At 43.4% G+C, this 14,115-nt stretch carries 7 protein-coding genes, 2 tRNA genes and 3 rRNA genes; 3 read left to right on the forward strand and 9 right to left on the reverse strand.

What is annotated here, in order from left to right; all coding sequences use genetic code 11:
- Nucleotides 1-48: 48 nt before the first annotated feature.
- The 5 genes from rrf to EL162_RS09365 form a co-directional block, all read right to left on the reverse strand.
- A 5S ribosomal RNA gene (gene rrf, locus EL162_RS09345) occupies nucleotides 49-162 on the reverse strand.
- Between the two features lie 140 nt (nucleotides 163-302).
- Nucleotides 303-3,460, reverse strand: a 23S ribosomal RNA gene (locus tag EL162_RS09350).
- A 246-nt stretch (nucleotides 3,461-3,706) separates the two neighbouring features.
- A tRNA-Ala gene (locus EL162_RS09355) sits at nucleotides 3,707-3,782 on the reverse strand.
- Between the two features lie 5 nt (nucleotides 3,783-3,787).
- A tRNA-Ile gene (locus EL162_RS09360) sits at nucleotides 3,788-3,864 on the reverse strand.
- Between the two features lie 93 nt (nucleotides 3,865-3,957).
- Nucleotides 3,958-5,487: ribosomal RNA gene (locus EL162_RS09365) — 16S ribosomal RNA — on the reverse strand.
- The 16S, 23S and 5S rRNA genes sit together here with 2 tRNA genes alongside, the layout of an rRNA operon.
- A gap of 305 nt (nucleotides 5,488-5,792) precedes the next feature.
- Between EL162_RS09365 and EL162_RS09370 the strand changes: the two genes are divergently transcribed.
- A complete protein-coding gene (locus EL162_RS09370) occupies nucleotides 5,793-6,053 on the forward strand; it encodes a hypothetical protein (RefSeq protein ID WP_126331530.1) in 261 nt (86 codons plus the stop codon).
- A gap of 8 nt (nucleotides 6,054-6,061) precedes the next feature.
- On the opposite strand, the gene EL162_RS09375 is transcribed toward EL162_RS09370, so the two are convergent.
- Entirely contained in the window at nucleotides 6,062-7,099 is a 1,038-nt protein-coding gene (locus tag EL162_RS09375) for a YadA C-terminal domain-containing protein (protein ID WP_126331531.1), read from the reverse strand.
- A 646-nt stretch (nucleotides 7,100-7,745) separates the two neighbouring features.
- On the reverse strand, nucleotides 7,746-8,786 hold the full coding sequence (locus EL162_RS09380) for a threonine aldolase family protein (RefSeq protein WP_126331532.1): 1,041 nt from the start codon (nucleotides 8,784-8,786) through the stop codon (nucleotides 7,746-7,748).
- A gap of 85 nt (nucleotides 8,787-8,871) precedes the next feature.
- Here EL162_RS09380 and EL162_RS09385 point away from each other — a divergent pair, with 85 nt between their 5' ends.
- Nucleotides 8,872-9,171 (forward strand): hypothetical protein, encoded by a 300-nt coding sequence (locus EL162_RS09385; RefSeq protein ID WP_126331533.1) that lies wholly within the window; start codon nucleotides 8,872-8,874, stop codon nucleotides 9,169-9,171.
- Nucleotides 9,134-11,062 carry a threonine--tRNA ligase gene (gene thrS / locus EL162_RS09390; protein ID WP_126331534.1) on the forward strand — a complete coding sequence of 643 codons (1,929 nt, stop codon included), beginning with the start codon at nucleotides 9,134-9,136 and terminating at the stop codon, nucleotides 11,060-11,062. The genes EL162_RS09385 and thrS overlap by 38 nt, the downstream gene beginning before the upstream one ends.
- 100 nt (nucleotides 11,063-11,162) lie before the next feature.
- Here thrS and EL162_RS09395 read toward each other — a convergent pair whose 3' ends face one another.
- Both EL162_RS09395 and EL162_RS09400 read right to left on the reverse strand, forming a co-directional pair.
- Nucleotides 11,163-12,023, reverse strand: a complete 861-nt coding sequence (locus EL162_RS09395; protein WP_126331535.1) for an HNH endonuclease — start codon at nucleotides 12,021-12,023, stop codon at nucleotides 11,163-11,165.
- Nucleotides 12,024-12,133: 110 nt separating this feature from the next.
- The gene (locus EL162_RS09400; protein ID WP_170161414.1) at nucleotides 12,134-13,963 is read right to left on the reverse strand and encodes a ShlB/FhaC/HecB family hemolysin secretion/activation protein; all 1,830 of its coding nucleotides are present in this window, start codon (nucleotides 13,961-13,963) and stop codon (nucleotides 12,134-12,136) included.
- Between the last annotated feature and the right edge of the window lie 152 nt (nucleotides 13,964-14,115).

The raw sequence follows: 14,115 nt of genomic DNA on the forward strand, positions 1-14,115 counted from the left end.
ATAACAACAAACCCCCTCCATCACTCGATGAAGGGGGCTTAAAAGGGATGCTGACGATGACCTACTCTCACATGGGCGAACCACACTACCATCGGCGCTAAGACGTTTCACTTCTGAGTTCGGGAAGGGATCAGGTGGTTCCATCTTGCTATTGTCGTCAGCGTAAAAGGATTAACAACGCTGTTATGAGTCTGTTATTTGCATTTAACTTGTTTTGTTAAAATCAATTCAAGATATTTTCTTTATCAAGCTTATTAGGTAAAATCTTTACACTTATTCATACTAAACCACTTGGGTGTTGTATGGTCAAGCCAAACGAGCAATTAGTATTGGTTAGCTACATGTATCACTACACTTCCACACCCAACCTATCAACGTCGTAGTCTACAACGGCTCTTTAGGGAAATCTTATCTTGAGGTGGGCTTCCCGCTTAGATGCTTTCAGCGGTTATCCCATCCGAACATAGCTACCCGGCAGTGCTACTGGCGTAACAACCGGAACACCAGAGGTTCGTCCACTCTGGTCCTCTCGTACTAGGAGCAGATCCTCTCAAATTTCCAACGCCCACGGTAGATAGGGACCGAACTGTCTCACGACGTTCTAAACCCAGCTCGCGTACCTCTTTAAATGGCGAACAGCCATACCCTTGGGACCTGCTTCAGCCCCAGGATGAGATGAGCCGACATCGAGGTGCCAAACACCGCCGTCGATATGAACTCTTGGGCGGTATCAGCCTGTTATCCCCAGAGTACCTTTTATCCGTTGAGCGATGGCCCTTCCATACAGAACCACCGGATCACTAAGACCTACTTTCGTACCTGCTCGACTTGTGGGTCTCACAGTTAAGCGCGCTTTTGCCTTTATACTCTTTGAACGATTTCCGACCGTTCTGAGCGCACCTTCGTACTCCTCCGTTACTCTTTAGGAGGAGACCGCCCCAGTCAAACTACCCACCATACATTGTCCTTGATGTTGTTACATCTAAGTTAGAACCCCAACATAACCAGGGTGGTATTTCAAGGTTGGCTCCATGGCAACTGGCGTCGCCACTTCAAAGCCTCCCACCTATCCTACACAAGTTAGGTCAAAGTTCAATGTAAAGCTGTAGTAAAGGTTCACGGGGTCTTTCCGTCTAGCCGCGGGTACACAGCATCTTCACTGCGATTTCGATTTCACTGAGTCTCTGCTGGAGACAGCGCTGCCATCATTATGCCATTCGTGCAGGTCGGAACTTACCCGACAAGGAATTTCGCTACCTTAGGACCGTTATAGTTACGGCCGCCGTTTACTGGGGCTTCGATCAAGAGCTTCGCATACGCTAACCCCATCAATTAACCTTCCAGCACCGGGCAGGCATCACACCCTATACGTCCACTTTCGTGTTTGCAGAGTGCTGTGTTTTTAATAAACAGTTGCAGCAGCCTGGTATCTGCGACTGCCAACAGCTCAAAGAGCAAGTCTTATCACCATCAGCAGCGTACCTTCTCCCGAAGTTACGGTACCATTTTGCCTAGTTCCTTCAGCAGAGTTCTCTCAAGCGCCTTGGTATTCTCTACCTGACCACCTGTGTCGGTTTCGGGTACGATTTGTTTATGACTATCGCTTAGAAGCTTTTCCTGGAAGCAGGGTATTTGCCACTTCGCCAGTAAACTGGCTTGCTATCAGATCTCAGTAATAGTCTAGCGGATTTGCCTACTAAACCTACCTACATCCTTCCACCTGGACAACCAACGCCAGGCTGACATAACCTTCTCCGTCCCTCCATCGCATCATAAACAAGTATCGGAATATTAACCGATTTCCCATCGACTACGCCTTTCGGCCTCGCCTTAGGGGTCGACTCACCCAGCCCCGATTAACGTTGGACTGGAACCCTTGGTCTTCCGGCGAACGGGCTTTTCACCCGTTTTGTCGTTACTCACGTCAGCATTCGCTCTTGTGATACCTCCAGCATACCTTACAATACACCTTCACAGGCTTACACAACGCTCCCCTACCACTTAATTGAAACAATTAAATCCGCAGCTTCGGCTCCTAGTTTGAGCCCCGTTACATCTTCCGCGCAGGCCGACTCGACTAGTGAGCTATTACGCTTTCTTTAAAGGGTGGCTGCTTCTAAGCCAACCTCCTAGCTGTCTGTGCCTTCCCACATCGTTTCCCACTTAACTAGGAATTTGGGGCCTTAGCTGGCGGTCTGGGTTGTTTCCCTCTTGACGACGGACGTTAGCACCCGCCGTCTGTCTCCCGGATAGTACTCTTGGGTATTCGGAGTTTGCATCGGTTTGGTAAGTCGGGATGACCCCCTAGCCGAAACAGTGCTCTACCCCCCAAGGTATTCGTCCGAGGCGCTACCTAAATAGCTTTCGGGGAGAACCAGCTATCACCGAGTTTGATTAGCCTTTCACCCCTATCCACAAGTCATCCCCTACCTTTTCAACGGGAGTGGGTTCGGTCCTCCGGTGCCTGTTACGGCACTTTCAACCTGCTCATGGATAGATCACTCGGTTTCGGGTCTATACCCTGCAACTAAAACGCCCTATTAAGACTCGGTTTCCCTACGCCTCCCCTACACGGTTAAGCTTGCTACAGAATATAAGTCGCTGACCCATTATACAAAAGGTACGCCGTCACCCGACCACTTAATCGTTCTGCTGTTGTGCAAATTGCGATTTAATGCGGTTCATTAAGAAAGTTCTTATGCGACCATTATTTTTAATGGTTCGCTCTCGCTTTCTTGCCACCTGCTCGTTGATATAGGCTTCACAATAAACTATTTGCCATTTTCTTGCTCTGGTTGAGTAAGTTGTGCCATTATTATGATTAACAATTCTTTGTTTTAAATTGGTGGTAAAACCAACATAAAACTCATCATGATTGTCAATATTTTGTATGACATAAACATAATAAAAGTTCATGCTATCCTCAAAACGATTAAGTGGTCGGGCTCCGACTGCTTGTATGCACACGGTTTCAGGTTCTATTTCACTCCCCTAACAGGGGTTCTTTTCGCCTTTCCCTCACGGTACTGGTTCACTATCGGTCAGTCAGGAGTATTTAGCCTTGGAGGATGGTCCCCCCATCTTCAGACAGAATTTCTCGTGTTCCGCCCTACTTAATATGTTAAAATTGCAGTTTCGCATACAGGACTATCACCTACTATGGTTGGCTTTCCCACGCCATTTTGCTACTACAAATCTAATCGGCTACTCCCCGTTCGCTCGCCGCTACTTGGGGAATCTCAATTGATGTCTTTTCCTCGGGGTACTGAGATGTTTCACTTCTCCCGGTTCGCCTCATAAAATAAATTATGATACCTAAGTTATCTTAGGTGGGTTTCCCCATTCAGAAATCGCCGGGTCACAGGATATTGCCACCTCACCGACGCTTATCGCAGGCTATCACGTCTTTCATCGCCTCTGACTGCCAAGGCATCCACCATGTGCACTTCATTACTTGACCATACAACCCCAAATAGTTTGTTGTCGTATGGGTAATGTGTAACGATTCACCTATGTTTACGCTTGATTCAGTTCTCTTTACTTTGTATTGATTGCTCAATACTGGTTAATTATTTGTTGGAATAAATAATTAACCCAGACTCATTACATGTTGTTAAATAATGTTATAAACTTCGTCAGTTTATAGATAGTTTCTACATTAAGTAGAAAGAAGAAATCTTCTAAAAGATTGCTTATTTCTAATTAATGGTGGAGTTAAGGAGAGTCGAACTCCTGACCTCCTGCGTGCAAGGCAGGCGCTCTACCAACTGAGCTATAACCCCATAAATGGTGGGTCTAATAAGACTTGAACTTATGACCCCCGCGTTATCAACACGGTGCTCTAACCAACTGAGCTATAGACCCGAAAGCCGTTAAAAAATTGCTTTTGCAACCTTCTAACTTTTATTCAACTAAAGAACAACTTGTTGTGAATTCTTGCCAATCAGATAACTTCGTTAAGGAGGTGATCCAGCCGCAGGTTCCCCTACGGCTACCTTGTTACGACTTCACCCCAGTCATCGACCCCACCGTGGTGATCGCCCTCTTGCGTTAGGCTAACCACTTCTGGTGAGATCAACTCCCATGGTGTGACGGGCGGTGTGTACAAGGCCCGGGAACGTATTCACCGCAGCATTCTGATCTGCGATTACTAGCGATTCCGACTTCATGGAGTCGAGTTGCAGACTCCAATCCGGACTACGATTGGCTTTTTGAGATTAGCATCACATCGCTGTGTAGCAACCCTTTGTACCAACCATTGTAGCACGTGTGTAGCCCTGGTCGTAAGGGCCATGATGACTTGACGTCGTCCCCGCCTTCCTCCAGTTTGTCACTGGCAGTATCCTTAGAGTTCCCGACTTAAATCGCTGGTAACTAAGGAAAAGGGTTGCGCTCGTTGCGGGACTTAACCCAACATCTCACGACACGAGCTGACGACAGCCATGCAGCACCTGTATCACAGTTCCCGAAGGCACTAAGCTATCTCTAGCGAATTCTGTGTATGTCAAGACCAGGTAAGGTTCTTCGCGTTGCATCGAATTAAACCACATGCTCCACCGCTTGTGCGGGCCCCCGTCAATTCATTTGAGTTTTAACCTTGCGGCCGTACTCCCCAGGCGGTCTACTTATTGCGTTAACTGCGTCACTAAGTCTTCAAGAGACCCAACGACTGGTAGACATCGTTTACGGCGTGGACTACCAGGGTATCTAATCCTGTTTGCTACCCACGCTTTCGCACCTCAGTGTCAGTATGATGCCAGGAAGCTGCCTTCGCCATCGGTATTCCTCCAGATCTCTACGCATTTCACCGCTACACCTGGAATTCTACTTCCCTCTCACCTACTCTAGTTACCCAGTATCAGATGCAGTTCCCAGGTTAAGCCCGGGGCTTTCACATCTGACTTAAGTAACCACCTACGCGCGCTTTACGCCCAGTAATTCCGATTAACGCTTGCACCCTCTGTATTACCGCGGCTGCTGGCACAGAGTTAGCCGGTGCTTATTCTGTGGGTAACGTCAGGGCTAATAGGTATTAGCTATTAGCTTTTCCTCCCCACTTAAAGTGCTTTACAACCAAAAGGCCTTCTTCACACACGCGGCATGGCTGGATCAGGCTTTCGCCCATTGTCCAATATTCCCCACTGCTGCCTCCCGTAGGAGTCTGGGCCGTGTCTCAGTCCCAGTGTGGCTGATCATCCTCTCAGACCAGCTACAGATCGTCGCCTTGGTAGGCCTTTACCCCACCAACTAGCTAATCCGACTTAGGCTCATCTAATAGCGAGAGCTTACGCCCCCTTTCACCCGTAGGTCGTATGCGGTATTAGCTATCCTTTCGGATAGTTATCCCCCACTACTAGGCAGATTCCTAAGCATTACTCACCCGTCCGCCACTAAGTATCAGGAGCAAGCTCCCTAACTTCGTTCGACTTGCATGTGTTAAGCCTGCCGCCAGCGTTCAATCTGAGCCATGATCAAACTCTTCAGTTTAATCTTTTAAAGCTCATTTAGATATTACTAGCAAAATTTGCTCATCGTGTAAATGAATTAACTTTGAGATTTTTTGTCGAGATAATAAATAAATGATTTATTTTTTAATTTATTTAAGTATCTTGTATTGACAAAAATCCACACAAGTTGTTCTTTAGTTTGGATTTTAAATAGTTGTTGAACACTGTCGTCCAGTTGTTCAATGAGTTGCGTATTATATACGCTTTTAATTGTTTGTCAAGGGGTTTTAAAGATTTAAATTAAAAATTTTTATTTAAACTTTTTAACCCAGCAAATCAACCTAAGTGATTGATTTAGCTCAAGTTTTTTATTACTTGGCTTGCTTGAGTGGTGCGTATTATACGCACCAGAATTCATGTTGTAAAGGGGTTTTTTGGGGGATTGGGAATAAAGTTTGTAAGTTGTTGATTTTAGGGGGTTTGTTTTTTTTAATTTTTTTCGTTAAATTTGGTTATGCTATCAAGCAAAAAGCAAAATTATCATCAAAAAATAAAAATCCCCATCAAAAAATGGGGATTTTTAGGTTTAAGGAGAAATTAGCATGAGCCATGAATTAGAATTCATAGTTTACAGCTAGGTTGTAAGAAGTGCCTGCACTGTTGGTTGCCAAACCCAATTTGGTCGCAAATTGCTCATTGAAACGATAACCTGCACCAATTGCAACGGCAGTTTCAGACTTATAACCACCAACAGCTGCTGACACATTCACTTTGCCAACATTGTATGGCTGGAACAAACCCGCCAAAGCTGCTTGGGTTGCCATGCCCTGACGAGTTTCTTTTTCTAGACCGTCAAAGCGATTTGACAACGCATCTACTTGAGTTTTGTCAGCCTTGCCTGCCAAAGTATTTTCCACACCATCAACACGGGTTGTCAGGGCAGTTACATCTTGCACGCTGGCTTTTAGAGTTTGAATATTGGTTGCATTGCTGGCAATATTCACTTTGTTTTGCTCAATGTCTGCCACATTGGCTGCAACAACTGGAGTCAAAGCATCAATGCTTTCTTTATTAACTGTTGAAAGCAGTGCCACAGCATTAATATCTGCTTTGTTTTGTGCGATATCAGCTTTATTTTGTACAATATCAGCCTTGTTTAGCAAAATATCATTAGAATTTTGAGCGATTAATGTGTTTGCATTATCGATTTTTTGGCTGTTGGTTGCGATATTGGCAGCGTTTTTCTCGATAGCGGCTTTGTTGGTTGCGATATCAGCTTGGTTTTGTGCAATATCAGCTTTGTTTGATGCAACTTCATCGCTTAGCAATTCGATATTTAGTTTATTAACAACAATTGCTGCTTGATTTTGTGCAATCGCTCTTCTGTTTTCAACAACCACTGGGGCAATTTGAGCAATGTCAGCTTTGTTTTTGGCGACAACTGGTGCCAAAGTATAGATATCAGCTTTATTTTGTGCAACAACTGGTGCCAAAGCATCAATATAGGCTTTATTTGTATCAATTGCTTGCTTGTTTGATGCGATATCAGCAGCATTTTTCTCGGTAGCAGCTTTGTTGGTTGCGATATCTGCTTTGTTTTGTGCAATATCAGCCTTGTTTAGCAAAATATCATTAGAATTTTGAGCGATCAATGTGTTTGCATTATCGATTTTTTGGCTGTTTGTTGCAATATTGGCAGCGTTTTTCTCGATAGCGGCTTTGTTGGTTGCAATGTCATTGGTGTTTTGTGCAATATTGCGTTTATTGGTTGCAATATCATTGGTATTGGTTTGAATTTGGGTGGCACCAGCAGATTCTTCAAGTCTATCTAGACGAGTTGTAAGTCTGGTTAAATTACTGTTGGTAGTTAGCAGTTGGGTTTTTAGGGCGAACTTATCATCAGCCTCTGCCTTGGTGTAAGAAGCACCTGCTAGGGGGGGGGGTAACTGCTAGCAAACTGCTGACAAGTACAACCGATTTCTTGAGTTTCATGTCAAATCCTTAAGGTTGAAAGTTTAAATAAAATAAAATCACACTTATTAACAGTGTTCTATTATTCTAGTACAAATATTACACAAAAGCAAATAAATTTCTTAAATTTTTTAGCCCCCCCCTGATATTTTAAGTTATTGATTTTAAAATAAATTTTTATAATGATGGCTGTCTTCTTATGCCCATCTATCATATCCATATTCATTATTATCAGTTATATATTGATTATCATGCCATCTTGACAAGTTGCAATAAAATAAAAAAGCTTGGCGAAACACCAAGCCTTTGTGATAACGCTTTTTAACATCAGCCTTTTGCGATTAATGCAACCAAATCCTCCACTTCGGCAACTGTTGTATCAAAACTACACATCAAACGCACCACCTTGCCATCATTACCATCAAATCCGTCCCAATCATAAAATGCGTATTTTTGGCGAGCGGCGGCTGACTGCTGGTCGGACAATCTGACAAATACGCCATTTGACTGCACAGGATACAATGGCGTAATGCCCAGTGCTTGTAATTTTTCTGCCAACAAAGTTGCCATGTCGTTGGCATTTTTGGCATTTTCAAGATATAAATTATTGCTAAGCAAGGCGATAAATTGAGCAGAGATAAAACGCATCTTTGAGGCGGTTTGTAAGCCAACCTTACGCAAAAAACGCATGGATTGTGCCAGCTTATCATCAAAAGTAATCAAGCACTCGCCCATCATCATGCCATTTTTGGTGCCACCAAAAGACAGCATATCCACGCCAGTATCGGTAATCATCTGACGAAAGCCCACGCCCAAATGCACCGCTGCATTTGACAATCTGGCACCATCAACAAAGACTTTTAGATTATGCTCATGTGCCGTTTGGCAAATGTTACGCAGCTCATCAAGCGTATAACAAGTGCCGCATTCGGTTGTTTGGCTGATATACACGACCGCAGGCTGGGCCCGATGCTCACTGCCGATATTATAAAGCTGTGATTTGATAAGCTCTGGGCTAAGTTTGCCATCGGTGCTGGCAACTGGCAATAGCTTTAAGCCCCCAACCACCTGTGGTGCGGTGCTTTCATCTTGATGAATGTGTGCTGATTCGGCACAAATCACCGCTCCCCAGCGAGGCATTAACGCCTGCAGACCCAATACATTTGCCCCTGTGCCATTAAACACAGCAAACGCATGGGCATCTTTGCCAAAATGCTCACGGATGATCTGCTGCAAAGCATCGGTATATTCATCATAACCATAAGCAGCGACATGACCAACATTGGCATCAATCAACGCCTGCATAATCGCCGAATGCACCCCTGAATAATTATCCGATGCGAAAGTTTTGGCAAAAGATTGGCTCATATCACCTCCTTTAATAAAATTTATAAAATAAACTAATCAAAAATCTGTATTATATATTGACAATGCTATTGATTATAAAGCATTTTTGGCAAAAGATAAACCTTTTACAACCCAAACCATCAGCAACAAACCACTTATCATCTTAAACCAATCACCAGCTTCATTTGACTTTATATTATTTCATTACAAAAACGGTGCAGGAATATGGGCAGATTATTGTGCAGGAATTTTGCCTATTGCGATAAAATTTGCTACAATACAAGGTCTATTTTTATTTTTCCAATCGGTAGCGGTTATATGTTTGAAAGTAGCAAACATCACTACCAACGCCAACTTAAGGAGTTTTTATGGTCGCAATCACTTTACCAGACGGCAGCATTCGTGAATTTGACGGCGAAACCACCGTCATGCAAATCGCCCAAAATATCGGTGCAGGTCTTGCCAAAGCCACCATCGCAGGCAAAGTCAATGGCAAACTGGTGGATGCGTGCGACCCCATCACAGCCGATGCCAGCGTCCAAATCATCACCGCCAAAGATGCCGAAGGCGTAGAAATTATCCGCCATTCGTGTGCTCATTTGCTTGGTCATGCCGTCAAACAGCTATACCCTGAAGTAAAAATGGTCATCGGCCCTGTCATTGAAGATGGCTTTTATTATGATGTCTATAGCGAACGCCCATTCACCCCAGAAGATATGGCAGCCATCGAAGCACGCATGGTTGAGCTTATCAATCAAGATTATGATGTCATCAAAAAAATGACACCAAGAGATGAGGTGATTGAGGTATTCAAAGCTCGTGGCGAAGACTATAAACTGCGTCTGATTGACGATATGCCTGACGAAACCGCCATGGGTCTGTATTATCACCAAGAATACATTGATATGTGCCGTGGCCCGCATGTGCCAAATACTCGCTTTTTAAAGGCATTTAAGCTCACCAAAATGAGCGGTGCTTACTGGCGTGGCGATGCCAAAAATGAACAATTGCAGCGTATCTATGGCACTGCTTGGGCGGACAAAAAAGACCTAAAAGCCTACATTGAGCGTATCGAAGAAGCCGAAAAACGCGACCATCGCAAAATCGGCAAGGCACTGGAGCTGTTCCATCTACAAGAGCAAGCCCCTGGCATGGTTTTTTGGCACCCAAATGGCTGGACAATTTACCAAACGCTTGAGCAATATATGCGTCAAGTACAAAAAGACAATGGCTATCTTGAAATCAAAACGCCACAAATCGTTGATCGCAGCCTGTGGGAAAAATCTGGCCATTGGGAAAATTATGGCGAAATGATGTTCACCACCTCAAGCGAAAAACGAGACTATGCCATCAAACCAATGAACTGCCCTTGTCATGTGCAGGTGTTCAATCAAGGGCTAAAATCTTACCGTGATTTGCCGCTGCGACTGGCAGAATTTGGTGCCTGTCATCGCAACGAGCCATCTGGCTCGCTACATGGCATCATGCGTGTGCGTGGCTTTACCCAAGATGATGCCCATATTTTTTGTAGCAATGAGCAAATTCGCCAAGAGGCACATGACTTTATTAAACTTACCTTAAATGTCTATAAAGATTTTGGGTTTAATGAAGTGCAAATGAAGCTCTCCACCCGCCCAGAAAAGCGTGTTGGTGCTGATGAATTATGGGATTTGGCAGAAAAAGATCTGGCCGATGCACTCAATGATGCAGGTCTAGACTGGGAGCTACAAGAAGGCGAAGGGGCATTTTATGGGCCTAAGATTGAGTTTAGCCTAAAAGACTGCCTAGGTCGTGTTTGGCAATGTGGCACTTTGCAACTTGACTTTAACCTGCCTGAACGACTCGGTGCTGAATTTATCAACGAACAAGGCGAAAGAGAACGCCCTGTCATGTTGCACCGTGCGATTTTGGGGTCGTTTGAACGCTTTATCGGTATTTTGATTGAGGAATATGCAGGCTTTATGCCACCTTGGCTTGCCCCAACCCAAGCGGTAGTGATGAACATCACCGACAAGCAAGCAGCGGCAGTTGAAGCGGTGGTTGGCAAGCTGACACAAGCAGGTTTGCGTGCCAAAGCTGATTTGCGTAACGAAAAAATCGGCTTTAAAATTCGCGAACGCACCCTAGAACGCATTCCGTTTATGCTCGTTTTGGGCGACAAAGAAGTCGAAGAAGGCACAGTAAATGTGCGTACTCGCGAAGGGGCGAATTTGGGCAGCATGAGTGTCGATGCCTTTATCACCCTGCTCAATGAGGCCATCGCCCAAAAAGGCAATTATGTGGCAAAGACGGCGTAAAGATAAAGCCTTAAACCCCCCATCAAGCTTGACTTGGTGAGGGTTTTAAACTTGTCAGATGATAAACACCCTAGCGTAACGACCTTAAATTCTTACATCGCTAAGGTCTGCAACCTTTAATCACTCTGATCTGATCATCTCTGACACGCATATGCCCATGGCTCGGCTCTTGACTGTGGCATAAAATGCACAAGACCTTTAAATTACTAAGGCGGTTATTTTGCTTAACGCCATCAATATGATGCACATGTAATAAATTTTTATGATTGGTTAGATTGGCATGACATTTTTGACAACACCAATTAGCCTGCTGTCTTAGGCGTTGGGATATTTCTTCCCAATCTGCTGCATAACCAGCTCCGCCCTGTCCCACATCTTTTGGTTTGTGTTGTTTTTTTAAGGATAAACGCTGTCCATATTCTTTAAAATATTCAGCAATATCAAATCCATGATAAATTTGCGATTTTGATTTTTTACCACTGTCATAACCTTGGTAATTCAAATGCCGAAGACAATTTTTACAAACTTTTAACCCCACCTCTTCTTGCACATATTCATTACCAATTTTTCCATGCACCACAAAAACCCCATCTTGATTATTGGTAACTTGATATCTGTCATACCTCTTCTTAGCCTTCATATCCTGTAGTGTTCTACAAGTAGCAATATGAAATTTATTCCCTTCTCTCTCGCCAGCAATAACTTTGTCAATATAAAATCCATGATCAGGAATAAATAACAAAATTAGCTCATCTTGATATGTTAATACACCATCTACCGACACCACATCATCGGGATTGATAGATATACCCGTTCTCGTGCCTAAGTTTGGCAAGTCAAAAACAATATTGGGTCTTGGTGTCGTTTGGAGACTAAAAGGAACAAGTTCATCACTAATACTAAGTGCAATATTTTGTAATTGCTTAACAATTAGTGAAAGTGCATTTGCTTTATTAGCCATTACTGATAATCCTGCGTAATTTTTGCATACCCCACCCCAAATGACCACCCCATAAAAAACCACCAGCCAAGCCAATCTGCTCAACTGATGGTTTTGATGTCAATTTGCTTTTAAAACCCCACCCCCAAACTCACCCCACTCACCCAATCTTTGTTTGAAAAACCTGTGGGCTCGCTGATTGCTTTTGAGGTGAAAATGTCATAGTTAAAGCTTAAGTAAGGATTCTTGGTATTTGGCATGTATTGTCCTTTAATGCCAATGGCGGCACCTGCTAGATGCTGTCCCAGCAATAGCTCATTTTGGCTTTTGTTGTGGTTGGTGATGTAACCTGTATCCAATCCCAAATAGATGGCATGGCTTGATTGGCTGTTTGCTTTTTGCTGATTTAAAAAGCTTGGATAAAAGCTGATATCTTGTCTTACCAAGATGCTATTATCTGCTGATAATGAACGCTCCCCATCAAAGCCTCTAACAGTGTACCTACCACCAATTGCCATCTTTAAATCTGGTGTTAGACTGTCTGTGGCGTATTGGGCTTTGAGTGTGGTACTGTGGATGATGGGTAGTGGTTTGTTGTTAATGCTTGGGTTGTATTTACTTGTTAGATTGGCGTTTAATTGATAAATACCAACACGGGCAGAACCCTCATCAAACAGCTCTTCTGGTGAGGGCAAGGCATTAAAAGCTGCACTGCCGCGTTTATAAGAAATATCTGTCGTAAGTTGATGCTTGCCTTGTTTTAGGTAGGTTTCATGAGTAATGCCCATTTGATAACCAGCAATCTTACGAGTTTGTACATCGATGATTGTACCATCAATATCACTTTCTTGAGATTTGATAAACCCACCGACATACACATGGCTTTTGCTATGAGCATCTCTGTGTATTAAGTGTGATAATTTGGCATTATACCCACGAGAAGTACCACCATAAACATAATCTTGGGTGCTGCCTGCTACGGTTTGATGATAGGTGTAGCGATTGGCATTTAGTTGTAATAAACTATTTTTAATTGGCAATACATAACCAATACCATAATTCTTAGAGCCTTTGCTTTTATTAGACGGATAATCTTTATCGTCATTAAGCTGATTACCCAAATCCCGCCCAAAGCTTAAATAGAGTAAATCATTAAAATTTGCCAAATTATCCACACTCAAGGTTGCCATGCCTTGATATTTACCTGTGGATTTAGAGCCTGAATCATCGACGCTTAGACTGCCACGAATGCGGCGGTTTTGACTATAGTCAATTAAAATATCGCTAAAGCCAATACGCTTATCACCAGACGGCACAATCTTAAAATTAGCATCACTACTTGGCACGCGTTTAAAGTTCTCAAGCATGGTTTCTAAATCACGGATGTTTAATAGCTTGCCTGTTTGTGTGGTAAGTGCTGTGTCTAAAACAGCAGGATAAGCCATGTTTGTCTGTTTAACATAGACAGGCACTTTACTATCTGCTGTATTTACCAGCACTTTAGCAATCTTACCAGGAATTAAGGTTAATCTTAATTCACCTCCAGATAAATTCTGATCAGCCACCATAATACGACTGGTAACATAGCCTTGTTCAATTAAGCGGTTTTGTACACGAGTCAAGACAGCATTGATATCACCTACCGCCATACACTTGCCTAACACACTACCATTGCCCATAATTTCAGGAAGTAAAGCAAAGCCAAGCTTGTCTGCAAAGGCAATATCATCTTGTGATAACACCGAATAGCCAATCCGATAAATATCAAAGCAAATATTGCTATCATCTGCCAAAGCTTGCTCATCGTTGATGGCAGACGGGATGGAATCAATACCTGTTAATACCGTTGGATTGGGTACCAATTGGTTAAGCAGAGCTTGATTGCGAGCATCTTGGGTTTGCAGGAGGGCTTGGCTTTTGGTGTTGGCAAGGGCGATGCCGTGAGTAAAAATTGCTGTCATGCAAATAAAAAGAACGGAGTATCTAGCCATCACCAAATTTCCCAAAAATATCAAAAAGAATATATCAAGCGGTGTTAATCTGCACAAATTGTTAATTATTGCTATCATTATACTAAAATGTTACAATCATATCACTATTGTTTTTATCTGTC

The sequence above is a fragment of the Moraxella cuniculi genome (assembly GCF_900637105.1).
Taxonomy (GTDB): Bacteria; Pseudomonadota; Gammaproteobacteria; order Pseudomonadales; family Moraxellaceae; genus Moraxella; species Moraxella cuniculi.

Bases quoted from the DNA above. Each gene is read 5' to 3' on its own strand.
- EL162_RS09380 (WP_126331532.1), bottom strand. From the start codon at position 8,786: ATGAGCCAATCTTTTGCCAAAACTTTCGCATCGGATAATTATTCAGGG.
- thrS (WP_126331534.1), top strand. From the start codon at position 9,134: ATGGTCGCAATCACTTTACCAGACGGCAGCATTCGTGAATTTGACGGC.
- EL162_RS09395 (WP_126331535.1), bottom strand. From the start codon at position 12,023: ATGGCTAATAAAGCAAATGCACTTTCACTAATTGTTAAGCAATTACAA.
- EL162_RS09400 (WP_170161414.1), bottom strand. From the start codon at position 13,963: ATGACAGCAATTTTTACTCACGGCATCGCCCTTGCCAACACCAAAAGC.